Source organism: Streptomyces griseocarneus, from assembly GCF_014655595.1.
Lineage (GTDB): Bacteria > Actinomycetota > Actinomycetes > Streptomycetales > Streptomycetaceae > Streptomyces > Streptomyces griseocarneus.
The window spans coordinates 185,358-208,464 of the sequence record NZ_BNBL01000012.1; the positions used below are offsets into that span (position 1 = coordinate 185,358).

At 72.9% G+C, this 23,107-nt stretch carries 23 protein-coding genes; 16 read left to right on the forward strand and 7 right to left on the reverse strand.

The features are described from left to right. Nucleotides 1–4: 4 nt before the first annotated feature. On the reverse strand, nt 5–1,450 hold the full coding sequence (locus tag IE295_RS27190; protein ID WP_190066400.1) for an NAD(P)H-hydrate dehydratase: 1,446 nt from the start codon (nt 1,448–1,450) through the stop codon (nt 5–7). Nucleotides 1,451–1,591: 141 nt separating this feature from the next. Here IE295_RS27190 and alr point away from each other — a divergent pair, with 141 nt between their 5' ends. The 4 genes from alr (at nt 1,592) to IE295_RS27210 (ending at nt 5,023) form a co-directional block, all read left to right on the forward strand. Further along, nucleotides 1,592–2,764 carry an alanine racemase gene (gene alr, locus IE295_RS27195; protein WP_190066401.1) on the forward strand — a complete coding sequence of 391 codons (1,173 nt, stop codon included), beginning with the start codon at nt 1,592–1,594 and terminating at the stop codon, nt 2,762–2,764. 4 nt (nt 2,765–2,768) lie between these two features. Further along, entirely contained in the window at nt 2,769–4,061 is a 1,293-nt protein-coding gene (locus tag IE295_RS27200; protein WP_190066402.1) for an alpha/beta fold hydrolase, read from the forward strand. Between the two features lie 41 nt (nt 4,062–4,102). Beyond that, nucleotides 4,103–4,636, forward strand: coding sequence for a tRNA (adenosine(37)-N6)-threonylcarbamoyltransferase complex ATPase subunit type 1 TsaE (gene tsaE, locus IE295_RS27205; RefSeq protein WP_190066403.1), 534 nt, complete (start codon nt 4,103–4,105; stop codon nt 4,634–4,636). A gap of 165 nt (nt 4,637–4,801) precedes the next feature. Next, nucleotides 4,802–5,023 carry a hypothetical protein gene (locus tag IE295_RS27210; protein WP_190066430.1) on the forward strand — a complete coding sequence of 74 codons (222 nt, stop codon included), beginning with the start codon at nt 4,802–4,804 and terminating at the stop codon, nt 5,021–5,023. A gap of 97 nt (nt 5,024–5,120) precedes the next feature. On the opposite strand, the gene IE295_RS27215 is transcribed toward IE295_RS27210, so the two are convergent. After that, nucleotides 5,121–5,711: a hypothetical protein gene (locus IE295_RS27215; RefSeq protein WP_190066404.1), complete on the reverse strand. Its 591-nt coding sequence runs from the start codon at nt 5,709–5,711 to the stop codon at nt 5,121–5,123. 205 nt (nt 5,712–5,916) lie between these two features. Between IE295_RS27215 and tsaB the strand changes: the two genes are divergently transcribed. From tsaB to tsaD, 3 genes are read left to right on the forward strand one after another with little or no spacing between them, the layout of a single operon-like run. Continuing rightward, nucleotides 5,917–6,585 (forward strand): tRNA (adenosine(37)-N6)-threonylcarbamoyltransferase complex dimerization subunit type 1 TsaB, encoded by a 669-nt coding sequence (gene tsaB / locus IE295_RS27220; RefSeq protein ID WP_190066405.1) that lies wholly within the window; start codon nt 5,917–5,919, stop codon nt 6,583–6,585. 32 nt (nt 6,586–6,617) lie between these two features. Then, nucleotides 6,618–7,100 carry a ribosomal protein S18-alanine N-acetyltransferase gene (gene rimI / locus IE295_RS27225; RefSeq protein ID WP_190066427.1) on the forward strand — a complete coding sequence of 161 codons (483 nt, stop codon included), beginning with the start codon at nt 6,618–6,620 and terminating at the stop codon, nt 7,098–7,100. Beyond that, the gene (gene tsaD / locus IE295_RS27230) at nt 7,084–8,244 is read left to right on the forward strand and encodes a tRNA (adenosine(37)-N6)-threonylcarbamoyltransferase complex transferase subunit TsaD (protein ID WP_190066406.1); all 1,161 of its coding nucleotides are present in this window, start codon (nt 7,084–7,086) and stop codon (nt 8,242–8,244) included. The genes rimI and tsaD overlap by 17 nt, the downstream gene beginning before the upstream one ends. Before the next feature lie 6 nt (nt 8,245–8,250). On the opposite strand, the gene IE295_RS27235 is transcribed toward tsaD, so the two are convergent. Then, nucleotides 8,251–9,468 carry a THUMP-like domain-containing protein gene (locus IE295_RS27235; protein WP_190066407.1) on the reverse strand — a complete coding sequence of 406 codons (1,218 nt, stop codon included), beginning with the start codon at nt 9,466–9,468 and terminating at the stop codon, nt 8,251–8,253. Between the two features lie 123 nt (nt 9,469–9,591). On the opposite strand from IE295_RS27235, the gene IE295_RS27240 reads away from it, so the two are divergent. The 3 genes from IE295_RS27240 to groL all read left to right on the forward strand — a co-directional run bounded on the left by IE295_RS27240 (nt 9,592) and on the right by groL (nt 12,846). Beyond that, nucleotides 9,592–10,458, forward strand: coding sequence for a polysaccharide deacetylase family protein (locus IE295_RS27240; RefSeq protein WP_190066428.1), 867 nt, complete (start codon nt 9,592–9,594; stop codon nt 10,456–10,458). Between the two features lie 321 nt (nt 10,459–10,779). Next, a complete protein-coding gene (gene groES / locus IE295_RS27245; RefSeq protein WP_135783711.1) occupies nt 10,780–11,088 on the forward strand; it encodes a co-chaperone GroES in 309 nt (102 codons plus the stop codon). A gap of 129 nt (nt 11,089–11,217) precedes the next feature. Continuing rightward, nucleotides 11,218–12,846: a chaperonin GroEL gene (groL, locus tag IE295_RS27250; RefSeq protein WP_190066408.1), complete on the forward strand. Its 1,629-nt coding sequence runs from the start codon at nt 11,218–11,220 to the stop codon at nt 12,844–12,846. Nucleotides 12,847–12,974: 128 nt separating this feature from the next. On the opposite strand, the gene IE295_RS27255 is transcribed toward groL, so the two are convergent. From IE295_RS27255 to IE295_RS27265, 3 genes are all read right to left on the reverse strand, one after another. Continuing rightward, entirely contained in the window at nt 12,975–13,673 is a 699-nt protein-coding gene (locus IE295_RS27255) for an ester cyclase (RefSeq protein ID WP_190066409.1), read from the reverse strand. A gap of 66 nt (nt 13,674–13,739) precedes the next feature. Then, nucleotides 13,740–14,513 (reverse strand): SDR family NAD(P)-dependent oxidoreductase, encoded by a 774-nt coding sequence (locus IE295_RS27260; RefSeq protein WP_190066410.1) that lies wholly within the window; start codon nt 14,511–14,513, stop codon nt 13,740–13,742. 69 nt (nt 14,514–14,582) lie between these two features. Continuing rightward, nucleotides 14,583–15,296, reverse strand: a complete 714-nt coding sequence (locus IE295_RS27265; RefSeq protein ID WP_190066411.1) for an MOSC domain-containing protein — start codon at nt 15,294–15,296, stop codon at nt 14,583–14,585. Nucleotides 15,297–15,388: 92 nt separating this feature from the next. On the opposite strand from IE295_RS27265, the gene IE295_RS27270 reads away from it, so the two are divergent. Continuing rightward, nucleotides 15,389–16,300 carry a LysR family transcriptional regulator gene (locus tag IE295_RS27270; protein ID WP_190066412.1) on the forward strand — a complete coding sequence of 304 codons (912 nt, stop codon included), beginning with the start codon at nt 15,389–15,391 and terminating at the stop codon, nt 16,298–16,300. 97 nt (nt 16,301–16,397) lie between these two features. Here the strand turns inward: IE295_RS27270 and IE295_RS27275 are convergent, their stop codons facing one another. After that, nucleotides 16,398–16,724, reverse strand: coding sequence for a WhiB family transcriptional regulator (locus IE295_RS27275; RefSeq protein ID WP_099199465.1), 327 nt, complete (start codon nt 16,722–16,724; stop codon nt 16,398–16,400). 443 nt (nt 16,725–17,167) lie between these two features. Between IE295_RS27275 and IE295_RS27280 the strand changes: the two genes are divergently transcribed. The 5 genes from IE295_RS27280 to IE295_RS27300 all read left to right on the forward strand — a co-directional run bounded on the left by IE295_RS27280 (nt 17,168) and on the right by IE295_RS27300 (nt 23,011). Continuing rightward, a complete protein-coding gene (locus tag IE295_RS27280) occupies nt 17,168–17,779 on the forward strand; it encodes a response regulator transcription factor (RefSeq protein WP_003948568.1) in 612 nt (203 codons plus the stop codon). 463 nt (nt 17,780–18,242) lie between these two features. Next, complete coding sequence (locus IE295_RS27285) at nt 18,243–18,845, forward strand: sigma-70 family RNA polymerase sigma factor (protein ID WP_086567115.1); 603 nt, start codon at nt 18,243–18,245, stop codon at nt 18,843–18,845. Between the two features lie 142 nt (nt 18,846–18,987). Next, on the forward strand, nt 18,988–20,490 hold the full coding sequence (gene guaB, locus IE295_RS27290; RefSeq protein WP_190066413.1) for an IMP dehydrogenase: 1,503 nt from the start codon (nt 18,988–18,990) through the stop codon (nt 20,488–20,490). 118 nt (nt 20,491–20,608) lie between these two features. After that, a complete protein-coding gene (locus IE295_RS27295) occupies nt 20,609–21,736 on the forward strand; it encodes a GuaB3 family IMP dehydrogenase-related protein (RefSeq protein ID WP_058046779.1) in 1,128 nt (375 codons plus the stop codon). A gap of 126 nt (nt 21,737–21,862) precedes the next feature. After that, nucleotides 21,863–23,011, forward strand: coding sequence for a rod shape-determining protein (locus IE295_RS27300; RefSeq protein ID WP_190066414.1), 1,149 nt, complete (start codon nt 21,863–21,865; stop codon nt 23,009–23,011). Nucleotides 23,012–23,107 lie beyond the last annotated feature (96 nt).

Here is a 23,107-nt window from a genome sequence, read left to right on the forward strand (position 1 = left end):
CCCGTCACCCCTCCGAGACGTCCTGCCAGACCTCGCGCAGGGCCGCCGCCACGTCGAGGGCCGTGAGCGGGGCGGCGCCCAGCCGGCGGGCCGCCAGGCCGTGCAGGTACGCGCCCGCCGACGCCGCGTCGCGCGCCGGGAGGCCCGCGGCCAGCAGGGAGCCGGTCAGCCCGGACAGCACGTCCCCGCTTCCGGCCGTGGCCAGCCAGGGCGTGCCCGTCGGGTTGGCCCGGACCGGGCCGGTGGCGTCGGCCACCAGGGTGGTGGAGCCCTTGAGCAGGGCCGTCACGCCGTAGCGCTCCGCCAGCGCCCGCACCGAGGACAGGCGCCGCGTCTCGACCTCCTCGCGCGAGACGCCCAGCAGCACGGCCGCCTCGCCGGCGTGCGGGGTCACCAGCGTCCGGGCCGTACGGGCCCGTACCGCCTGCGGGTCGAGCAGCCGCAGGCCGTCCGCGTCGATCAGCACGGGCACGTCGGAGGCGAGGACGTCCTCCAGCGCCTGCCGGGCGTCCGCGCCGTCGCCGAGGCCCGGGCCGACCACCCACGCCTGCACCCGGCCGGCCTTCGACGGCGGGCCGGTCGTCACCAGGGTCTCCGGGAAGCGCGAGATCACCGCGTCCACCGCCGGCCCGGCGTACCGCACCGCGCCCGCGCCGCCGCTCAGGGCGCCGGCCACGGCGAGGACCGCCGCGCCGGGGTAGCGGGCGGAACCGGCGACGATGCCGACGACGCCCCGCCGGTACTTGTCGCTCTCCGCGGCCGGGTGCGGCAGCAGGCGGGCGATGTCGGCGTGCTGTGGGGCCTCCACGTCCGGCACGGCCGGCAGCCACGGCTCCAGGCCGATGTCGACGAGCCGCAGCGCGCCCGCGTGCTCGCGCGCCGGGTCGACGAGCAGGCCGGGCTTGTACGCGCCGAACGTCACCGTCGCGTCCGCCCGTACGGCCGCGCCGGGCACCTCGCCCGTGTCGGCGTCGACGCCGCTGGGCAGGTCGACGGCGACGATCAGCGCGCCCGCGTCCTCGGCGGCGCGGACCAGGGCCTCGGCCTCCGGGCGCAGCCCGCCCTTGCCGCCGATCCCGGTGATGCCGTCGACGACGAGGTCGGCCCGTCGCACGGCGCCCGCGCCGTCGGCGGCGGGCACGACGCGCCCGCCGGCCGCGCGCAGGGCGCGCAGCCCGCCCTCGTGCGCCCGGCCGGGGGAGGTCAGCACCGCCGTGACGCCCGCGCCGCGGCGGGCGAGGCGGGCACCGGCGTAGAGGGCGTCGCCGCCGTTGTCGCCGCTGCCGGCGAGGAGGGCGACGCGGGCGCCGTAGACGCGGCGGCCGAGCAGGTCCGCGCAGGCGGCCGCGAGGCCTGCCGCCGCGCGCTGCATCAGGGTGCCGGGCGGCAGCTCTGCCATGAGTGCTCGCTCGGCGGTCCGTACGGTTTCCACGCTGTGGGCAGTCCTCATGGGGCCAGCCTCGCGCAGGCCGGGGGCCCGTGACCACAGGGCCGGCCGGCGCGGCGGCGGGCCGGTCGTCCCGGCGACAACCGGACCCAAGCGTTCCCCCAGGCGATCCGCCCGGCGCCACGGCCTGAGACACTGGCGGGGATGAGTGAGACACCGATGCGCGCCCGTGCCGTGGTCGACCTGGCCGCCCTGCGGGCCAACGTACGTGCTCTGCGGGCTCGCGCCCCCCGGGCGCAGCTGATGGCCGTCGTCAAGGCGGACGCGTACGGGCACGGGGCGGTGCCCTGCGCGCGGGCGGCCCGGCAGGCCGGAGCGGAGTGGCTCGGTACGGCCACCCCGCAGGAGGCGCTTGCCCTGCGCGCGGCGGGCGACACGGGCCCGCTGCTGTGCTGGCTGTGGACGCCCGGCGGGCCGTGGCGGGAGGCCGTGGAGGCCGGCATCGACGTCTCGCTCAGCGGCCTGTGGGCCCTCGAGGAGGTCACCGCGGCCGTGCGCGCGGCGGGCCGCCCCGCCCGCGTGCAGCTGAAGATCGACACCGGCCTCGGCCGCAACGGCTGCCAGCCCGGCGACTGGGAGAAGCTCGTCGCCGCCGCCCGTGACGCCGAGCGCGCCGGCCTGGTGAAGGTCACCGGCGTGTGGTCGCACTTCGCGTGCGCCGACGAGCCGGGCCACCCCTCGATCCGGGCCCAGGTCAAGGTCTTCGAGGACGCGGTGGCCTACGCCGAGCGCGAGGGGCTGACCCCCGAGGTCCGCCACATCGCCAATTCGCCGGCCACCCTCACCCTCCCCGAGACGCACTACGACCTGGTGCGGACGGGCGTGGCGATGTACGGCATATCGCCCAGCCCCGAGCTCGGCACCCCCGAGGACTTCGGGCTCAGGCCGGTCATGACGCTCAGCGCGTCCCTGGCCTCCGTCAAGCGCGTCCCCGGCGGCCATGGGGTGTCTTACGGCCATCTCTACACCACCCCCGGCGAGACCACCCTCGCGCTCGTCCCCGTCGGCTACGCGGACGGCATCCCGCGCGCCGCCTCCGGCACCGGCCCGGTGCTGGTGGGAGGCAAGTGGCGCACGGTCGCGGGCCGCGTCGCCATGGACCAGTTCGTGGTGGACCTGGGCGGCGACACCGCCCGCGTCGGCGACGAGGCGGTGCTGTTCGGCCCGGGCGACCACGGCGAACCGACCGCCGAGGACTGGGCCAGGGCGACCGGAACCATCGCCTATGAAGTCGTGACGCGCATCTCGGCACGCGTGCCCCGCGTCTATACCGGGGAGGTCCCGGAGGACACCACGAGCCACGACACGGGGGAGTGACGACATGGGCGAGGGCGGCGACGGCGCGGGCAGGGCGGCGGCAGCAGCGGCAGCGGAGGCTGCCGTGCGGACCGGAGGGGTCGCGGGCGTGGGCGCCGCGGCCTGGCGGCGCGGGGCGGGTCTCGCCGGAGCCGCGGTCGGCCTGGTCGCCGCAGGGGCCGCGGTCGGCGTCGCCGTCGAGCGGCTGACCGTAGGCCGCGGAATGCGCCGCAAGGCCCGGCTCGCGCTGGACGCGGTGGGCCCGTACGGCACCCTGCGCGGCACGCCCGGCGTCGCCGTCGCCGACGACGGCACCGAGCTCCACTACGAGGTCGACGAGGTGGAGGGGCAGCCGGCGGACGGCGCGCGCCCCCGGTTCCTCGGGCGGAGGCCGGCCCCTGCCGTCACCGTCGTCTTCAGCCACGGCTACTGCCTCAACCAGGACTCCTGGCACTTCCAGCGCGCCGCCCTGCGCGGCGTCGTCCGCACGGTCTTCTGGGACCAGCGCAGCCACGGCCGCTCCGGGCGGGGCCCGGCGCGGCGCGACGGCGGCGAGCCCGTCACCATCGACCTGCTCGGCCGCGATCTGAAGGCCGTCATCGACGCCGCCGCCCCCGAGGGGCCGCTGGTGCTGGTGGGGCATTCGATGGGCGGCATGACGATGATGGCGCTGGCCGACCAGTTCCCGTCCCTGATCGCGGACCGGGTGGCCGCCGCGGCCTTCGTCGGCACGTCCCCCGGCCTGCTGTCCGAGGTGACGTACGGGCTCCCGGTCGCCGGGATGAACCTGGTGCGCCGGGCGGTGCTGCCCGGGGCCTTCAAGCTGATGACGGACCGGACCGACCTGGTCGAGAAGGGGCGCCGGGCCACCTCCGACATCGTCGGCGCGATCATCAAGCGCTATTCGTTCGGGACGCGGGACGTCGACCCCGTGGTGGCCCGGTTCGCCGAGCGGCTGATCGAGGCGACGCCGGTGGACGTGGTCGCCGAGTTCTACCCGGCGTTCGACGCGCACGACAAGGTGGCGGCGCTGAGCGCCTTCGCCCGCCTGCCCGTGCTCGTCCTCGCGGGCGAGAAGGACCTGATCACCCCGAGCTCCCACAGCGAGGTCATCGCCGACGCCCTGCCGGACGCGGGCCTGACGGTCGTGCCGGGGGCGGGGCACCTGGTGATGCTGGAGCAGCCGCAGCTGGTGTGCGAGAAGCTGGCGGAGCTGCTGGCGCAGGCGCCGGCCGCCCTGGCCGGCAGCCGCTCCGGCAGCCGCTCCGGGGGACGCGGCGGATGGGTGCGGGGCGAGGAGCGGGCCGCGCCCGAGTAGGGCTCCGCGCCACGCCACGGCACCCCGTACCATCGGCGGATATGAACGTCCCGCACGACATTTCCGCCGCCACGGCCACGCGCCTCACCGTCAAGTCCGCCGAGGACATGCGCGAGTTGGGCCGCAGGCTGGCCGCGCTGCTGCGGCCCGGCGACCTGGTCCTGCTCTCCGGCGAGCTGGGCGCCGGAAAGACGACGATGACCCGTGGGCTGGGCGAGGGCCTCGGCGTGCGCGGCGCCGTGACGTCCCCGACCTTCGTCATCGCCCGGGTGCACCCGCCGCTGGGCGACGGCCCGGCGCTGGTCCACGTCGACGCCTACCGGCTGTCCGGCGGCCTGGACGAGATGGAGGACCTGGACCTGGACGTCTCGCTGCCCGAGTCGGTCGTCGTCGTGGAGTGGGGCGACGGCAAGGTCGAGGAGCTGTCCGAGGACCGCCTGCGCGTCGTCATCGAGCGGGCGGTCGGCGCGGACGCCCCGGCCGCCGACGCGGACGAGGCGGACGACGTGCGCAGCGTGACCGTGACCGGCGTCGGCGAGCGCTGGGCGGGCGTCGACCTCACGCCGCTGGGCTAGCGCGGCGGCCCCGGCCGGGGCACGGGCGACGGGTCGGCTGTAGTTTCCGACAAGCCGTCGGGAAGATGTTGCGCGCGCGGTGTCGCGCGTGGTCACATGGAGAACGGAGAGATGGTTAGGCCTGCCTAACCGCTCCCCCGGCCCGAGCTGCTCCAGGAGGCATTCATGACGGCCCACGAGCCCGCTGCCCCCCTGACGGACCGCTCGGAGGAGCGGCCCCGGCCCCTGTCGATGCGCGACCTCCTCGCGGCCTGCGCCGCCGCCGACGCGGTCTCCACGCCGCCGAAGGCCCCCGGCCGGACCCACGAGCACGAGCCCGACGAGCACCCGGGCCACGCCGAGCACACCGGGCACACCAGTCACACGCAGGAGCGCGACGCGGCCTGACGCGCCGCGCCGACAAGCGCGACACGGCCCCGAATAGCCCGAACGGGGGACGAGGCCGCGCCCCGTCCCCCGTATCCGGGTCTCCTCGCCGTCCGCCTTACGGGACGACGACCACCTTCGTGTTGTTCACCGCGAACTCCCACATCGCCCGCCCGTCCGCGGGCTGCGCACGGATGCCGCCGGTCTTCTTCGCCGGGTCCGGCTTCGGCGACGAGCCGTCGACGGCCGCGCTGAAGCCGAAGACGATCCCGGCCGCGTTCTTGTGGAAGCGCACCACGTGCTCGATCGGAACGCCGTCCGAGCCGGTGACCTGCGGGTCGCGCGAGGTGACCGTGTACGCCCCGGGCGGCGGGCTGACGGTGCTGGGCGCCACCTCGTACGTCCGGGTGGCCTTGCCGTCCGAGCCGACCAGCCACACGCGCTTCTGGGCGAGCGCGTAGACGACCCGAAGGCCGGCGCCGGAGTTCTCCGGAACGGCGTTCTGGGCCTTGCCCTGGTCCGCTCCGGCGCTTCCGGCCTTGTCCTTGCCGCCCGCGTCCTCGCCCTTGTCCTTGCCGGTCGCGGCCGGGGCGTGCGCGCTCGCGGGGCGGTCCGGCGCTGCCTCCGCCTGGAACGCGAGGAAACCGACCCCGCCCAGCGCCGCCGCCGTGAGCACGGCCACGATCGCCCCCGAGCTGCTGCGTGCCACGGTGCGCACCTTTCGTCCCGCGTACGGATCCCGTCCCCACCGGCCCGTGCCGGTCGAACCCGCCCGTACTCGTCGTACGTCCTGCTCATACAGCCGCTCGCACGGCTATGCGGCTGACCGTAGCACCCGCCCGCGACCCCGCCGCGCCCCCGGCGAAGGCCAATGCGCGCACCGGGCGCCCCATGGCGCGCCGTAGGCTTGTCACGTGCTGCTGCTCGCTCTGGATACCGCCACCCCCGCTGTCACCGTCGCCCTCCACGACGGCGAGTCCGTCATCGCCGAGTCGAGCCAGGTCGACGCCCGCCGGCACGGGGAGCTGCTGCTGCCCGCCGTGGACCGGGTGCTGGGCGAGGCGGGACGCACGCTGGACGCCGTGACCGGCATCGTCGTCGGCGTCGGGCCGGGCCCCTACACGGGCCTGCGCGTCGGCATCGTCACCGCCGCGACCTTCGCCTCCGTGCTGTCCGTGCCCGTCCACAGCCTGTGCACGCTCGACGGCATCGCCTACGCCGCCGGGCAGGCGGGCCTCGAGGGCGAATTCGTCGTCGCGACGGACGCCCGCCGCAAGGAGGTCTACTGGGCGCGCTACGCCGACGCCCGCACCCGCGTCACCGAGCCCGCCGTGGACCGCCCGGCCGAGCTCGCCGAGCGCGTCGCGGGCCTGACCGCCGTCGGCGCGGGCGCCGTGCTCTACCCCGACGCCTTCACCGACGTCCGCACCGACCTGCCGCAGCACCAGTCGGCGGGCGCGCTGGCCGCCCTGGCGGCCGAGAAGCTGCGCACCGGCGGGGAGTTCCTGCCCGGCCGGCCGCTGTACCTGCGCCGCCCGGACGCCCAGGTGCCGGCCAACTACAAGGTGGTCACGCCGCAGTGACCGGGGCAGCCGCGGCGGTCGGCATCCGCGAGATGCGCTGGTGGGACATCGGGCCGGTGCTGGAGCTGGAGAAGGCGCTCTTCCCGCACGACGCCTGGTCCAAGGGCCTGTTCTGGTCGGAGCTGGCGCACGCGCGCGGGGCGAACGCCAACCGCCGCTACGTCGTCGCCGTCGACCCGGACGGGCGGATCGTCGGCTACGCCGGCCTCGCCGCCATCGACGGCACGGGCGACGTGCAGACCATCGCCGTCGCCCAGGAACACTGGAGCACGGGCCTGGGCGCCCGCCTGCTCACCGAACTGCTCACGACCGCGACCGCCTTCGAATGCCGCGAGGTGCTGCTCGAGGTGCGCGTCGACAACACCCGCGCCCAGCGCCTGTACGAGCGCTTCGGCTTCGAGCCCGTAGGCGTCCGCCGCGGCTACTACCAGCCCGGCAACATCGACGCGCTCGTGATGCGTCTGACCGATCCGAACTTCGCAGTGCAAGGAATGACCCATGGCTCGCAAGGCTGACGAACCCCTCGTCCTCGGCATCGAGACCTCCTGCGACGAGACCGGCGTCGGCATCGTCCGCGGCCACACGCTCCTCGCCGACGCCGTCGCCTCCAGCGTCGACGAACACGCCCGCTTCGGCGGCGTGGTCCCCGAGGTCGCCAGCCGGGCGCACCTGGAGGCCATGGTCCCGACGATCCAGCGCGCCCTGAAGGAAGCCGGGGTGAGCGCGAAGGACCTCGACGGCATCGCGGTGACCGCCGGCCCCGGCCTCGCCGGCGCCCTCCTCGTCGGCGTCTCGGCCGCCAAGGCGTACGCCTACGCGCTGGGCAAGCCGCTCTACGGCGTCAACCACCTCGCCTCGCACATCTGCGTGGACCAGCTCGAGCACGGCGCCCTGCCCGAGCCGACGATGGCCCTGCTGGTCAGCGGCGGCCACTCCTCCCTGCTGCTGGCCCCCGACATCACCGCCGACGTCCGGCCGCTCGGCTCGACCATCGACGACGCGGCGGGCGAGGCCTTCGACAAGATCGCCCGGGTGCTGAACCTGGGCTTCCCCGGCGGCCCGGTCATCGACCGCTACGCCCGCGAGGGCGACCCGGACGCCATCCGCTTCCCGCGCGGCCTGACCGGCCCGCGCGACCCGATATACGACTTCTCCTTCTCCGGCCTGAAGACCGCCGTGGCCCGCTGGATCGAGGCCAGGCGCGCGGCCGGCGAGAACGTTCCCGTGGCGGACGTCGCGGCCTCCTTCCAGGAGGCGGTCGTCGACGTCCTCACCCGCAAGGCCGTCCGCGCCTGCAAGGACCACGGCGTGGACCACCTGATGATCGGCGGCGGCGTCGCGGCCAACACCCGCCTGCGCGCGATGGCCCAGCGCCGCTGCGAGGACGCCGGCATCACGCTGCGCGTGCCGCGCCCCAAGCTGTGCACGGACAACGGCGCGATGGTCGCCGCGCTCGGCGCCGAGATGGTCGCGCGCGGCCGCGCGGCGTCCTCGTGGGACCTGTCGGCGGACTCGTCGCTGCCGGTCACCGAGACGCACGTACCGGGACACGACCACGAGGACGACCACGACCACGGGCACTCCCACGGGCACGGGCACGGGCACTCGCACGACCACGACCACGTGCACGAGCTGAGCAAGCAGAACCTCTACGAGTGATCCGGGCTACGCGCCGGCGGGCCGCCCCAGCAGCATCGCCGGCGCGCCGGCCACCCGGGTCAGCACGATCACGCAGGAGTTCGGGCCCGCGAGCTTGAGCTTCCTGCGCAGCTCCTCCGGCTCCACCGCCGACCCCCGCTTCTTGATGACGGCGACCCCGATCCCGCGCTCGCGCACGATCGCCTTCAGCCGCTTCAGGTTGAACGGCAGCACGTCCGTGATCTCGTACGCCGCCGCGTAATCCGTCGGCCGCAGTTCGTCGCTCGTCACGTAGGCGATGGTCTCGTCGACCAGCCCGCCCTCACCCAGCTCCGCCGCGACCTCCGCCACCAGGTGGGCGCGGATCACGGCGCCGTCCGGCTCGTAGAGGTAGCGGCCCACGGGGCGTACGGCCGGGTCCGGCAGGCCGCGGCCCACCAGGGACGCGCCGGACGGCAGGAGGGTCGCCCGGCGGGCGCCGGGCGTCGTGCCGAACCACAGCACGGCCTCCTTCACGTCGCCGCCGTCCGAGATCCATTCCGCTTCGGCGTCGTCGGGCACCGCCTCGTGCGGCACGCCCGGTGCGATCTTCAGGGCCGCGCGGGGGGCCGTGCGGGCGGCCTCGATCGCCCACGAGAGCGGCGGGGAGTAGGCCTCCGGGTCGAAGATGCGGCCCCGGCCGCCGCGCCGGGCCGGGTCGACGAACACGGCGTCGTAACCCGAGGTGTCGACCTCCGTGACGTCGGCGCAGCGCACCTCGATGAGGTCGGACAGGCCCAGCGCCTCCGCGTTGGCGCGGGCGACCTCGCAGGTCAGCGGGTCGCGGTCGACGGCCAGCACGAAGATGCCGGCGCGCGCCAGGGCGATCGCGTCGCCGCCGATGCCGCAGCACAGATCGGCGACGCGGCGCACGCCGAGCGCCTCGAAGCGCCGGGCGCGGTAGGTGGCCACCGAGGCGCGCGTGGACTGCTCCACGCCGTTGGGCGTGAAGAACATGCGGTACGCGTCCTGCGCGCCGAACTTCGCGACCGCGCGCTGCCTCAGTCGCGCCTGGCCGAGGGCGGCGGACACCAGGGCGGCCGGGTGCTCGCGGCGCAGGCGGGTCGCCGTGGCGAGTTCCTGCGCGGGGTCGTGGTCGCGCAGCCCGTCGAGGAGGGCGCGCCCCTCGTCCGTGAGGAGGGCGGTGAAGGCGGCGGTGGCCTCGGCGGCGTCGGCGGCGGGGTTCGGTGCGGGCACGTGTCTCATTCTCTCCCGCCTCTCCCACGGGCCACGACCGCGCGTCACGGCCGCACCCCACGACCGCACGTCCCGCCGACCCGGCCCCCCGCGCGAGGTTCGAACGCATGCACAAGAATCGTCCGGGTGAGCCTGTCTGTTTCCGGCCGTCGTGGCCGCCGCCCCGCCGCCGTCCTCGCGTCCGCCGCCCTGCTGCTGACCGGCGTCCTCGCCGGGTGCTCCGGATCGTCCTCCGGCTCCTCCTCGGGGCCGTCCGGCCGCGCGCAGACGCCGCGGGCGGCGGGGACGCCCGCGCCGTCCGCCGCGCCCGACGACGCGTACCGCCGCTGGGGACTGGACAGGCCCCTCGCCGCCCCGCCGGCCCCGCCCGCGAAGAAGCCCGTGGCGACCTCCGGCCCCGGCGGCACCCCGCCGGTCGTACGGCGCATACCGACCCAGGACAAGGTCGTCTTCATCACCATCGACGACGGGGCCGAGAAGGACCCGGAGTTCGTGAAGATGGCGCAGGACCTGAAGCTGCCGTTCACGATGTTCCTCACCGACGACATCGCCCGCGCGGGCAGCGGCTACGGCTACTTCGACCGGCTGCGCGCCCTCGGCAACGGCGTCCACAACCACACCCTCGGCCACCCCAACCTGCGCACCCTGCCGGCCGATGCCCAGCGGCGCGAGATATGCGGGCAGCAGGACGCCCTGGAGAAGCGTTTCGGTACCCGCCCCACCCTCTTCCGGCCGCCCTACGGCAACTACAACGACGCCACCCTCACCGCGGCCGGCGGCTGCGGGGTGCGGGCGGTCGTGCTGTGGGAGGTCACGATGCAGATCAACGACATGCGTTACGCGCAGGGCGACTCGCTGCGCCCCGGCGACATCGTGCTGGCCCACTTCCGCGGACCGGGGGAGCTCAAGGGCACCTCGATGACCAAGATGGTCACCAACATGCTGCGCAGCATCCAGCGGCAGGGGTACACGGTGGCCCGGCTCGAGGACTACCTCTAGGACTGTCTCCGGGACTGTCGCCAGGACGCCCGCGGACTACCCCTCCGGGGGGAGAGTGCGGTGATCCCTCGCTGGGTAGGGCATCCTCGGCCGTCCTCCGCAGGGGGCCGCCGCCGCCGGAACCAGGGGCTCGCCGCACGGCGAATTGGCACTCCGCTTGACCGAGTGCTAACCGCGTCATAGTCTCGGCACCGTTGGCACTCTCCACTGGTGAGTGCCAAACACAGCGACGGGCAGATCCGGCACCCGCGACGACGGATCTACCAGGTCGCCACCTCAGACAATTGACCCCGTGAGATCTCCGAAGGGGGAGGTCGGATCGTGACGACCGCCAGCTCCAAGGTTGCCATCAAGCCGCTTGAGGACCGCATTGTGGTCCAGCCGCTCGACGCCGAGCAGACCACGGCCTCCGGCCTGGTCATTCCGGACACCGCCAAGGAGAAGCCCCAGGAGGGCGCTGTCCTGGCCGTGGGCCCGGGCCGCTTCGAGAACGGCGAGCGCCTCCCGCTCGACGTGAAGGTCGGTGACATCGTGCTCTACAGCAAGTACGGCGGCACCGAGGTGAAGTACAACGGCGACGAGTACCTCGTCCTCTCGGCCCGCGACGTCCTCGCGGTCATCGAGAAGTAGTTCACCCGAAGCTTTCGAGCTATCGAAGAAGCTTTCGAAGCTTTTGATCTGCGCCCCTGGTTCCCGTGCCTGCTAGCCGGGCACCGGGGGCGCAGTTCGTTTGAGATTACGGCGAAGGATACGTAACCCATGGCCAAGACCCTGAAGTTCGACGAGGACGCCCGTCGCGCCCTTGAGCGCGGCGTCAACAAGCTCGCCGACACCGTGAAGGTGACGATCGGCCCCAAGGGCCGCAACGTTGTCATCGACAAGAAGTTCGGCGCCCCCACCATCACCAACGACGGCGTCACCATCGCCCGTGAGGTCGAGCTCGACGACGCGTACGAGAACCTCGGCGCCCAGCTCGTCAAGGAGGTGGCGACCAAGACCAACGACATCGCGGGTGACGGCACCACCACCGCGACCGTCCTGGCCCAGGCGCTGGTCCGCGAGGGTCTGCGCAACGTCGCCGCCGGCGCCTCCCCGGCCGCCCTGAAGAAGGGCATCGACGCCGCCGTCAAGGCCGTCTCCGACGAGCTGCTGGCGACCGCCCGCCCGATCGACGACAAGTCCGACATCGCCGCCGTGGCCGCGCTCTCCGCGCAGGACCAGCAGGTCGGCGAGCTCATCGCCGAGGCGATGGACAAGGTCGGCAAGGACGGTGTCATCACCGTCGAGGAGTCCAACACCTTCGGTCTGGAGCTGGACTTCACCGAGGGCATGGCCTTCGACAAGGGTTACCTCTCGCCGTACATGGTCACCGACCAGGAGCGTATGGAGGCCGTCCTCGACGACCCGTACATCCTGATCCACCAGGGCAAGATCTCCTCGATCCAGGACCTGCTGCCCCTGCTCGAGAAGATCATCCAGGGCGGTGGCTCCAAGCCGCTGCTGATCATCGCCGAGGACGTCGAGGGCGAGGCGCTCTCCACCCTCGTCGTCAACAAGATCCGTGGCACCTTCAACGCCGTGGCCGTCAAGGCCCCCGGCTTCGGCGACCGCCGCAAGGCGATGCTGGGTGACATGGCCACCCTCACCGGTGCCACCGTCATCGCCGAGGAGGTCGGCCTCAAGCTCGACCAGGCCGGTCTGGACGTGCTGGGCTCCGCCCGCCGCGTGACCATCACCAAGGACGACACCACGATCGTCGACGGCGGCGGCAACCACGCCGACGTCGAGGGCCGCGTCGCCCAGATCAAGGCCGAGATCGAGACCACCGACTCGGACTGGGACCGCGAGAAGCTCCAGGAGCGCCTCGCCAAGCTCGCCGGCGGCGTCTGCGTCATCCGCGTGGGTGCGGCCACCGAGGTCGAGCTCAAGGAGAAGAAGCACCGTCTGGAGGACGCCATCTCCGCGACCCGCGCCGCGGTCGAGGAGGGCATCGTCTCCGGTGGTGGCTCCGCCCTCGTCCACGCCGTCAAGGTGCTGGACGGCGGCCTGGGCAAGGAGGGTGACGAGGCCACCGGTGTCGCCGTCGTCCGCCGCGCCGCCGTCGAGCCGCTGCGCTGGATCGCCGAGAACGCCGGCCTCGAGGGCTACGTCATCACCTCCAAGGTGGCGGAGCTCGAGAAGGGCCAGGGCTTCAACGCCGCGACCGGCGAGTACGGCGACCTGGTGAAGGCCGGCGTCATCGACCCGGTCAAGGTCACCCGCTCCGCGCTGGAGAACGCCGCGTCCATCGCCTCCCTGCTGCTCACGACCGAGACCCTGGTCGTCGAGAAGAAGGAAGAGGAGTCCGCCGAGGCCGGTCACGGCCACGGTCACGGCCACGCGCACTGACGCACGCCCTTCCGTACCGCGGCCCGGCCCGGTCTCCCCACGAGGGGAGGCCGGGCCGGGCCCGTTTTCGTTTCTACGCACGTACCGCGTTTCTGCGCACGTACCGCGTTTCTACGAACCCACGCGTTTTACGAACCCACGGCGCCCAGCTGGCGCAGCAGCCCCAGCATGTCGTAGACCCACCAGCCCTCCGCGATCTTCCCGTCGACGAAGCGGTGGATCGTCACCCCGTCCATGGCGACCGTCTGCCCCGTGGGCTGCAGGCCCGCGAAGTCGCCCTGGTGGGTGCCCCGCCAGGTCCAGTGGGTGCTGACCTCGTCGCCCTCGGCCAGCTGGCGGTGCAGGGTGAAGCCGAAGTCGAAGGCGTCCCGCCAGCCCGTCACGTCCTGCTTCAGGGCCTCGCACCCGACCGCGGTCCGCTCCTCCTTGCCGACGTCGTGGTCGACGTAGTCGGCCGTGCAGAGCTCGTCGATGAGGTCCAGGTCCCCGCCGACGGCGACCTCGTCGAAGAAGCGGCGGGCCGTCGTCCTGTTCAGCTGCTCGTCGCGGACGACGTCGAGGTCGGTGAAGCTCGGCAGCCCGTCGCAGAGCGCGACCATCTCCTCGAAGATCCGGTTGGTCTCGGGGAGGTTCGAGTTCTCCATCGCCTTCTCGTAGGACGGGAACTCGATGATCTCCACGTAGTGCTCGCTGTCGGTGTGGTCGCGGCCGACGATGGAGTGGGTGGCGGTGCGCTTGCCCTCGGTCGCGGCGACCCAGTCGTCCATGAGCCGGTTCATGTCGTCGTACCGACTCGTCTTGCAGTCGATTACCTGTACGAAAGTCATGGCGCCTCCCGGGTGATATATCCAGGTTAGTCCTGGATCAGGGCACCCGAGAGGCTCACTGTTCCGTCAGTTCGGCCCGTACCTGCGCCCGGTCGTGGCCCCCGCCCGCGAGACCGCCCGGCGCGGGGCCAGCTTCATCAGGCCGGCCAGCGCCTTGTAGCGCGGGTCCGGAATGGACAGCGACTTGCCGCGCGCCAGGTCCTTCAGCGCGGCCTCCACCAGCTTGTCCGCGTCCAGCCACATCCAGCCGGGAACGTTGTCCACGCCCATGCCGGCCCGCTGGTGGAACTCGGTCCGTACGAAGCCGGGGCACAGCGCCATCAGCCGCACCCCGCTCCCCGCCAGGTCCCGCGCGGCACCCTGGGTGAACTGCACCACCCACGCCTTGCTCGCCCCGTACGTCCCGCGGGGGACGAACGCGGCGACCGACGCGACGTTGACCACCCCGCCGCGCCTGCGCTCCCGCATGCTCGCCGTCGCGGCCGAGGTCAGCCGCAGCACCGCCTCGCAGTGCACCTTGAGCATCATCAGCTCGTCGGCCATGGGGACCTCGAGGTAGCGGCCCTTGTTGGCGAAGCCCGCGTTGTTCACCAGCAGGTCCACCGGGTTCTTGCGGTCGGCGAGGCGCGCCTCGACCGCCGCGATGCCCTCGTCCTCGGACAGGTCCGCGCGGAGCACCTCCGCCTCCACCCCGTGACGGTCGTGGAGTTCGGTCGCCTGCTCGTGCAGCCGCTTCTCGTCGCGCGCCACGAGCACCAGGTTGTGCCCGTCGGCCGCCAGCCGTCGGGCGAAGGCCGCGCCGATGCCCGCCGTCGCCCCCGTGATCAGTGCAGTCGTCATACAGGAACGTTAGTGCTCGGCGTGACCCCGCGAAGGCCTTCCCGTCTCTCTCCCCGCCCCCGGGGGGCCTTACGCGTCGGGCTCCTGACGCGCCGTGTCCGGGGCCTGACGCTCCATGAAGGCCAGCGCCTTCTGGCGCACCTTGGGGTCGAGCGCGTCACCGGCGGCCAGGACGGCGGGCAGCAGCGCGCGTTCGGTCGTCATGGCGCGGAAGACGACGGAGACGGTCACCTCGTGGCCGGGGCGGTGGACGACCGTGACGGGGTCGCCCGCCCGCACCTCGCCGGGCGTGACGACGCGCAGGTACGCGCCCGGCGCCGCCTTCTGGGTGAAGCGCCGGATCCAGCCGGTCTCTCCCAGCCAGTCGGCGAACGTGCGGCAGGGGATGCGCGGCGAGGCCACTTCCAGCACCAGATCCGTACCTATGCGCCAACGCTCCCCGATCCGCGCACCGTTGACGTCGAGTCCGCCGGTGGTGAGGTTCTCGCCGAAGGAGCCGTGCGGCAGCGGCCGGCCCAGCTCGCGCTCCCAGCCGTCGAGGTCCTCGCGCGCGAACGCGTACACCGCCTGGTGGTCCCCGCCGTGGTGGCGCAGGTTCACCACCGTGTCGCCGGCGACGCCGCTGCCCGCGACGCCCTGCGGGCCGGGCGCGGCCACCGCGACCGGGCCGGTCACCGGGCGCTTGTCGATGCCGGTGCGCAGGCCGTCCGCGAAGGCGCCGCCGGGGGCGGAGCGGTCGTCGGAGGTGCGGTCGCGGCCGGCGTTCACGGAGATCAGGTGCATGGGGCAAGCGTAGGGCGGGGGGCGGCGGATCCGCCTCAAAGTTCCGGGCCGGTCTTTGCCCGTCTGCCCCAAGGTGGGCTTATGCTCGAGGCATGATCGAGGCTCGTCATCTCAGGGTGCTGCGCGCGGTGGCCGGCACCGGTTCCTTCTCGGCCGCGGCCCGTGAGCTGGGGTGCACCCAGCCCGCCGTGAGCCAGCAGATGAAGGCCCTGGAGCAGTCCACGGGCACGCCCCTGCTGATCCGTACGGGCCGGGAGATGCGGCTGACGGAGGCGGGCGCGGCCCTGGTCCGGCACGCCGCCGGGATCCTGGCGGGGCTGACCGCGGCCGAGGAGGAGATCGCGGCGATCGCCGGACTGCGGGCCGGGCGGGTGCGGCTGGTCTCCTTCCCCAGCGGCAGCTCGACGCTGGTGCCGACCGCCCTCGCGGAGATGCGGGCGGCGCACCCGGGCACCCAGGTGTCGCTGGTGGAGGCGGAGCCGCCGCGTTCGGTGGAGATGCTGCGCGAGGGCGACTGCGAGATCGCCCTGGCCTTCCGCTACCCCGACGTGCGCGGCGCCGATCCGGCCGCCGGCGCCGAGTGGGACGACCTGGTCGTACGGCCGCTGCTGACCGACCGCCTCATCGGCGTGGTCCCGGAGGGGCACCGGCTCGCCGGGGCGGAGCGGATCGCGATAGCGGAGCTGGAGCGGGAGCCGTGGATCGCGGGCTGCCCGCGCTGCCGGCGGCATCTGGTCGAGGTGTGCGAGTCCGCGGGGTTCACGCCGCGCATCGACTTCGCGACGGACGACTACCCGGCGGTCTTCGGCCTCGTCGGGGCCGGTCTCGGAGTGGCCGTGATGCCGGAGCTGGCGCTGGAGTCGGTACGGCCGAAGGGGGCGCGGATCGTGCCCGTCGAGCCCGTGGTGCAGCGCGAGATCGTGGCCCTCACCCTGCCGGACCTGGCCCGGGTGCCGGCGGTCGGCGCGATGCTGGACCGGCTGGCGGCCGCGGCGAGCCGCTGACCCGGCGCGGGTGGGCGCCCGGCCAGGTGGCCGCGCGTGAGCGGGGGGCCGCTCGACTGAAACGTTTCTTCGTTGAGTCCGGCGGGGCGGCGAGCGCTCACGCGGTCATCGCGCCGGCGCCCGCGCCGCTCGCCGTGATGGAGCGGTGCCGTGCACGCCCCATGAGCTCCTCGCGCTCGTCCTCGGTGAGGCCGCCCCACACGCCGTAGGGCTCCCTCACCGCCAGCGCGTGCGCCGCGCACTCGGCGCGTACCGGGCAGCGCATGCACACCTCCTTCGCGGAGGTCTCCCGGGCGCTGCGGGCGGCACCGCGCTCGCCCTCGGGGTGGAAGAAGAGCGAGCTGTCGACCCCTCGGCACGCCGCCAGGAGCTGCCAGTCCCACAGGTCGGCGTTGGGACCGGGAAGGCGGGAGAAATCTGCCATTGCTTATCCCCTCGAAGCGATCGTCGCAGCGATTGGTGCTGTGACCTTGACGGGTGACCTGGTCGAAGCGATCTCATGCAGTGCCCATGCCGTTCATCCGCTATGTGAGCAGATGAAAATATGACTCATTGCGAATCTAGCCACAGACAGCAGCAAATGGGAAGAAAAACAGGTCCGAGTGGGCAAATGGGGCATAGCTTGGTCCGCGGGCCGGGCGCCCCCCGTGCGCCCTGCTCCGTGTCCGAGCCCTCACGTAGAGTGCCGAACACGACCGACCGAGACCGTAACTCTTTCGGGTGACCGTCGTTGAGAGTGCGGAGACGGTTGACGCGTGAAGCAGTCGGGCGGGTGGCAGGTGCCCGGGCGTCGTCAACCGCACAGGTGACGATCAGTACCAGCCTCTGGAGGCTCAAGGTGACGCGCATCAGCTGCGGAGGGCGGCCATGACATCCGTCCTCGTCTGCGACGACTCCCCGCTTGCCCGAGAAGCGCTCCGGCGCGCGGTGGCGACCGTGCCCGGCGTCGAGCGCGTGACGACGGCGGCCAACGGCGAGGAAGTCCTCCGCCGCTGGGGCGCCGATCGTTCGGACCTCATTCTGATGGACGTACGCATGCCCGGACTGGGCGGTGTGGAGACCGTGCGCCGGCTGCTCTCCGCCGACCCCGGCGCCCGGATCATCATGCTCACGGTGGCCGAGGACCTGGACGGCGTCGCGCTCGCGGTCGCCGCCGGGGCGCGCGGCTACCTCCACAAGGACGCCTCGCGCGCCGAGCTGCGCGCCACGGTGACCCAGGCCCTCGCCGACCCGACCTGGCGGCTCGCCCCGCGCCGGCTGCGTTCGGCGGAGATGGGCGCGGCGCCCACGCTCACCGCGCGCGAGATCCAGGTGCTGGAGGGCATGAGCCACGGGCGCTCCAACGCCGAGATCGGCCGGGAGCTGTTCCTCTCGGAGGACACGGTCAAGACCCACGCCCGGCGGCTGTTCAAGAAGCTGGGCGCCTCGGACCGGGCGCACGCGGTGGCGCTCGGCTTCCGCTGGGGTCTGGTCCGTTAGGCGGGACGTGGCGCGCGGCGCCGTGCGGTCGCGGTACGCGTCACTCGGACAGGTGGTGCGCACCGCGGCCTCATGTCGCCGGTCACGGCCCCGTCGGCCCCGGTTCCCCTGGTCGCGGGTCCGCGATCACGACGGTCGCGGGTGCGCGCTCAGGCGTGCGATCGCTTCCGTGACGGGCGTCCGACTCCGAAACTCCGAGGGATGCCGCATCCTTGGAGTGTGACTCCTCCCCGGCGGAGGCCGAGGCTTCTCACTCGGCCGGAAGAGACCTCATGACGGACAGGCCCTGCCCGATGCCGCACGGCACGGGCTCAAGCTATCGGTGGAGTCGTGGGCGCGGGGCGGGTATACCCGGAAGGGGGCGACGCGAGACGTGAGTGCGAGGACACCGACGCGTAACGGTTCGACGCACAACGATGAAGGCGATGCCGTGGATCGCTTGACGTCAAGGCACCATGGACCGATGCGTGACGACGAGACCCCGGAGCCCCCCGTGGCTGCCGGACCGGGGGAGATCGGCGCCCTCGTCAGCCGCGCGGTCGAGGGCGACCGGCGGGCCACCCACGATCTGCTCGCCCTGGTGCACCCGCTCGCCCTGCGCTACTGCCGCACCCGGCTGTCGCGGCTGCCGGGCGACGCCCGGCACTTCGTGGACGACCTCGCCCAGGAGGTCTGCCTCGCGGTGCTGTGCGCCCTGCCGCGCTACCGCGACACCGGGCGTCCCTTCGAGGCCTTCGTCGTGGCCATCGCCGCGCACAAGGTCGCCGACCTGCAGCGGGCCGCCATGCGCCACCCCGGCAGCACGGCCGTGCCCTCCGACGAGATGCCCGAGCAGCCCGACGACTCGCTGGGGCCGGAGGAGCGCGCGCTGCTGAGCAGCGACGCCGAGTGGGCCAAGAAACTGCTCGCCAACCTGCCGGAGAACCAGCGCGAGCTGGTCCTGCTGCGGGTCGCGGTCGGGCTGACGGCGGAGGAGACCGGACAGATGCTGGGCATGTCGCCCGGTGCCGTACGGGTGGCGCAGCACCGTGCGCTCAGCAGGCTCCGTGCGCTCGCGGAGCAGTGAACCGCGCCCGCGGAGCAGTGAACCCGTGTGAATTCGTAGGAATCTCTAAGTGATGCGGGACTCAGTCATCGTGGAATGGGACACGCGTGGCGGCCGTTAGCATGGGAGTCCTCGCTGGGGCAAGACCATTTGGGAAGGTGTCATGACTGACAACGTCGACGGAATGCCCGGGAAATTCGCGATGCTCGGTCTGACATACGACGACGTCCTGCTGCTGCCGGGCGCCTCCGAGGTCCTGCCGAACGCCGTGGACACCTCGTCCCGGGTCTCGCGGAACGTACGAGTCAACATCCCGCTGCTGTCCGCCGCCATGGACAAGGTGACCGAGGCGCGCATGGCCATCGCCATGGCCCGCCAGGGCGGCGCGGGCGTGCTGCACCGCAACCTCTCCATCGAGGACCAGGCCAACCAGGTCGACCTCGTCAAGCGCTCCGAGTCCGGCATGGTCTCGGACCCGATCACGGTCCGCCCGGACGCCACGCTGGCCGAGGCGGACGCCCTGTGCGCCAAGTTCCGCATCAGCGGCGTGCCGGTCACCGACCCGGCGGGCAAGCTGCTCGGCATCGTCACCAACCGCGACATGGCCTTCGAGCTGGACCGCAGCCGCCAGGTGCGCGAGATCATGACCCCGATGCCGCTGGTGACGGGCAAGGTCGGCATCTCCGGCGAGGACGCCATCGAGCTGCTGCGCCGCCACAAGATCGAGAAGCTGCCGCTGGTGGACGACGCCGGCGTGCTCAAGGGCCTCATCACGGTCAAGGACTTCGTCAAGGCCGAGAAGTACCCCAACGCCGCCAAGGACTCCGAGGGCCGCCTGGTCGTCGGCGCCGCGGTGGGCGTCGGCGCCGAGGCCTTCGAGCGCGCCCAGGCGCTCGTCGAGGCCGGTGCGGACTTCCTGGTCGTCGACAGCGCCCACGGCCACAGCCGCGGCATCCTCGACATGATCGCCAAGATCAAGTCCAACATCAACGTCGACGTCGTCGGCGGCAACGTCGCCACCCGCGAGGGCGCCCAGGCCCTGATCGACGCCGGCGTGGACGGCGTCAAGGTCGGCGTCGGCCCGGGCTCGATCTGCACCACCCGCGTCGTCGCCGGCATCGGCGTCCCGCAGGTCACCGCGATCTACGAGGCCGCCCAGGCCTGCCACGCCGCCGGTGTGCCGCTCATCGGCGACGGCGGTCTGCAGTACTCCGGCGACATCGCCAAGGCGATCGCCGCCGGCGCCGACACGGTGATGCTCGGCTCGCTGCTCGCGGGCTGCGAGGAGTCGCCGGGCGAGATGGTCTTCATCAACGGCAAGCAGTTCAAGTCCTACCGCGGCATGGGCTCCCTGGGCGCCATGCAGTCCCGCGGCCAGGCTCGGTCCTTCTCCAAGGACCGCTACTTCCAGGACAACGTCCTCTCCGAGGACAAGCTGGTCCCCGAGGGCATCGAGGGCCAGGTGCCCTACCGCGGCCCGCTGTCCTCGGTGGCCCACCAGCTCATCGGCGGCCTGCGCGCCTCCATGGGCTACGTCGGCTCGGCGGACATCCAGGAGCTCAAGGACAAGGGCCGCTTCGTGCGGATCACGTCCGCGGGCCTCAAGGAGAGCCACCCGCACGACATCCAGATGACGGTTGAAGCGCCGAACTACTCCCGCCGGTAGTAGTAGGAGCTTCGCACAGCGCCCCCGGAGCCCGCAGCCGCCAGGCCGCGGGCTCCGCCGCGTCGGGGATACTGGTATGCGGCAGACGGAGCGCCAAGGAAAGTGAAAGGCCACAGACGTGACTGAGATCGAGATCGGGCGCGGCAAGCGCGGCCGCCGGGCGTACGCGTTCGACGACATCGCCGTCGTCCCGAGTCGCCGTACCCGCGACCCCAAGGAGGTCTCGATCGCCTGGCAGATCGACGCCTACCGCTTCGAGCTGCCGTTCCTGGCCGCCCCCATGGACTCGGTCGTCTCGCCCGAGACCGCCATCCGCATCGGTGAGCTGGGCGGCCTGGGCGTGCTGAACCTCGAGGGTCTGTGGACCCGCCACGAGGACCCGGAGCCGCTGCTCGCCGAGATCGCCGAGCTGGACGAGACCGCCGCGACCAAGCGTCTCCAGGAGATCTACGCCGAGCCGATCAAGGAAGAGCTGATCGGGCAGCGCATCAAGGAGGTCCGCGACTCCGGTGTCGTGACCGCCGCCGCGCTCTCCCCGCAGCGCACCGCGCAGTTCTCCAAGGCCGTCGTCGACGCCGGCGTGGACATCTTCGTCATCCGCGGCACGACCGTCTCCGCCGAGCACGTCTCCGGCGCCGCCGAGCCGCTGAACCTCAAGCAGTTCATCTACGAGCTCGACGTGCCGGTCATCGTCGGCGGTTGCGCCACGTACACCGCCGCCCTGCACCTGATGCGCACCGGTGCCGCCGGTGTCCTCGTCGGCTTCGGCGGTGGCGCCGCGCACACCACCCGCAACGTCCTGGGCATCCAGGTCCCGATGGCGACCGCCGTCGCCGACGTCGCCGCCGCCCGCCGCGACTACATGGACGAGTCCGGCGGCCGCTACGTCCACGTCATCGCCGACGGCGGCGTGGGCTGGTCCGGCGACCTGCCGAAGGCCATCGCCTGCGGTGCCGACGCCGTGATGATGGGCTCCCCGCTCGCCCGCGCCACCGACGCGCCGGGCCGGGGCTTCCACTGGGGCATGGAGGCCGTCCACGAGGACGTGCCGCGCGGCAAGCGCATGAACCTGGGCACGGTCGGCTCCACCGAGGAGATCCTCACCGGTCCCTCGCACACCCCGGACGGCTCGATGAACATGTTCGGCGCCCTGCGCCGCGCGATGGCCACCACCGGCTACAGCGACCTGAAGGAGTTCCAGCGCGTCGAGGTGACGGTCGCTCCGTCGCAGCACGACAAGCGCTGACCTTCGGTCAGGAGGGCCCGGGCCGCTTCGGCGGACCGGGCCCTTTCCCGTTCCCGCCCTCTTCCCGTGACCGCCCGGCCCGTTGGCTCCGTATAAAAGTTCGAGCATAGGGAATACTGGCGACTTATGGCGCAAAGCAAGTCGTTCAGCGGCAGGGACATGGGCATCGACCTCGGCACCGCGAACACGCTGGTGTACGTGCGGGGGAAGGGGGTGGTGCTCAACGAGCCGTCGGTCGTCGCGGTCAACGCCGAGGACGGCAGCGTGCTGTCGGTCGGCTCCGAGGCCAAGGAGACCATCGGCCGCACCCCCTCGAACATCGTGGCCATCCGCCCGATGCGGGACGGCGTCATCGCCGACTTCGAGGTCGCCGAGCGGATGCTGCGGCACTTCATCAAGAAGGTCATGGGCAACCGCCGCTTCTCCCGGCCGCGCGTCGTGGTGTGCGTGCCGTCCGGCATCACGGGCGTCGAGCGCCGTGCCGTCATCGAGGCCGCGGCGCAGGCCGGGGCCCGTCAGGTGCACCTGGTCGAGGAGCCCATGGCGGCGGCGATCGGCGCGGGCCTGCCGGTCAGCGAGCCCACCGGCTGCATGGTCGTCGACATCGGCGGCGGCACCACCGAGGTGGCCGTGATCTCCCTGGGCGGCATCGTCACCGCGCGCTCGGTGCGGACGGCCGGCGACGCCATGGACGCGGCCATCATGTCGTACATCAAGAAGGAGTACGCCCTCGCGATCGGTGAGCGCACCGCCGAGGAGATCAAGATGACCATCGGCTCGGCCTCGCCCACCGGCTACTGGTCGCCGTCCGGGCTCAAGGCGCCGGCCGGGCGGCTCGAGCGGGACGGCGGCCCGGAGGCGGCCGGCGGCGACCCGGAGGAGACCCAGGGCCTGCGGCCCGGGGACCGGCTCACGATCCGGGGCCGCGACCAGGTCAGCGGCCTGCCCAAGACGCTGGAGCTGACGGCCGACGAGATCCGGCACGCGCTGACCGAGCCGGTGGACGCGATCGTGATGGCGGTGCGCCAGACCCTCGACGAGACGCCGCCCGAGCTGTCCGGCGACATCATGGACCGCGGCATCGTCCTCACCGGCGGCGGCGCGCTGCTGCGCGGCCTGGACGTGCGGCTGAGCAGTGAGCTCGACATCCCGGTGATCGTCGCCGACGAGCCGCTCGACTGCGTGGCCGTCGGCACCGGACGCTGCGTGGAGAACTTCGCCTCGCTGCGCACGGTCCTGGACGCGCAGCCCCGGATGCTGTCGGGGCGGCTGTAGGGCCTGGGGGCCTGGGCCCGGGTTTCGGGCCTAGGGCGTGTCCGCAAAGTCGGTGAGCGCGTTGTCTGGTCGTGGTGCGTCGTCATGAGCTGACTG

Bases quoted from the DNA above. Each gene is read 5' to 3' on its own strand.
- alr (WP_190066401.1), top strand. From the start codon at position 1,592: ATGAGTGAGACACCGATGCGCGCCCGTGCCGTGGTCGACCTGGCCGCC.
- IE295_RS27280 (WP_003948568.1), top strand. From the start codon at position 17,168: ATGACATCCGTCCTCGTCTGCGACGACTCCCCGCTTGCCCGAGAAGCG.
- IE295_RS27270 (WP_190066412.1), top strand. From the start codon at position 15,389: ATGATCGAGGCTCGTCATCTCAGGGTGCTGCGCGCGGTGGCCGGCACC.
- IE295_RS27265 (WP_190066411.1), bottom strand. From the start codon at position 15,296: ATGCACCTGATCTCCGTGAACGCCGGCCGCGACCGCACCTCCGACGAC.
- guaB (WP_190066413.1), top strand. From the start codon at position 18,988: ATGACTGACAACGTCGACGGAATGCCCGGGAAATTCGCGATGCTCGGT.
- IE295_RS27300 (WP_190066414.1), top strand. From the start codon at position 21,863: ATGGCGCAAAGCAAGTCGTTCAGCGGCAGGGACATGGGCATCGACCTC.
- IE295_RS27260 (WP_190066410.1), bottom strand. From the start codon at position 14,513: ATGACGACTGCACTGATCACGGGGGCGACGGCGGGCATCGGCGCGGCC.
- IE295_RS27255 (WP_190066409.1), bottom strand. From the start codon at position 13,673: ATGACTTTCGTACAGGTAATCGACTGCAAGACGAGTCGGTACGACGAC.
- tsaD (WP_190066406.1), top strand. From the start codon at position 7,084: ATGGCTCGCAAGGCTGACGAACCCCTCGTCCTCGGCATCGAGACCTCC.
- groL (WP_190066408.1), top strand. From the start codon at position 11,218: ATGGCCAAGACCCTGAAGTTCGACGAGGACGCCCGTCGCGCCCTTGAG.
- rimI (WP_190066427.1), top strand. From the start codon at position 6,618: ATGCGCTGGTGGGACATCGGGCCGGTGCTGGAGCTGGAGAAGGCGCTC.
- IE295_RS27275 (WP_099199465.1), bottom strand. From the start codon at position 16,724: ATGGCAGATTTCTCCCGCCTTCCCGGTCCCAACGCCGACCTGTGGGAC.
- IE295_RS27200 (WP_190066402.1), top strand. From the start codon at position 2,769: ATGGGCGAGGGCGGCGACGGCGCGGGCAGGGCGGCGGCAGCAGCGGCA.
- IE295_RS27285 (WP_086567115.1), top strand. From the start codon at position 18,243: ATGCGTGACGACGAGACCCCGGAGCCCCCCGTGGCTGCCGGACCGGGG.
- IE295_RS27190 (WP_190066400.1), bottom strand. From the start codon at position 1,450: ATGAGGACTGCCCACAGCGTGGAAACCGTACGGACCGCCGAGCGAGCA.
- tsaE (WP_190066403.1), top strand. From the start codon at position 4,103: ATGAACGTCCCGCACGACATTTCCGCCGCCACGGCCACGCGCCTCACC.
- IE295_RS27235 (WP_190066407.1), bottom strand. From the start codon at position 9,468: ATGAGACACGTGCCCGCACCGAACCCCGCCGCCGACGCCGCCGAGGCC.
- IE295_RS27210 (WP_190066430.1), top strand. From the start codon at position 4,802: ATGACGGCCCACGAGCCCGCTGCCCCCCTGACGGACCGCTCGGAGGAG.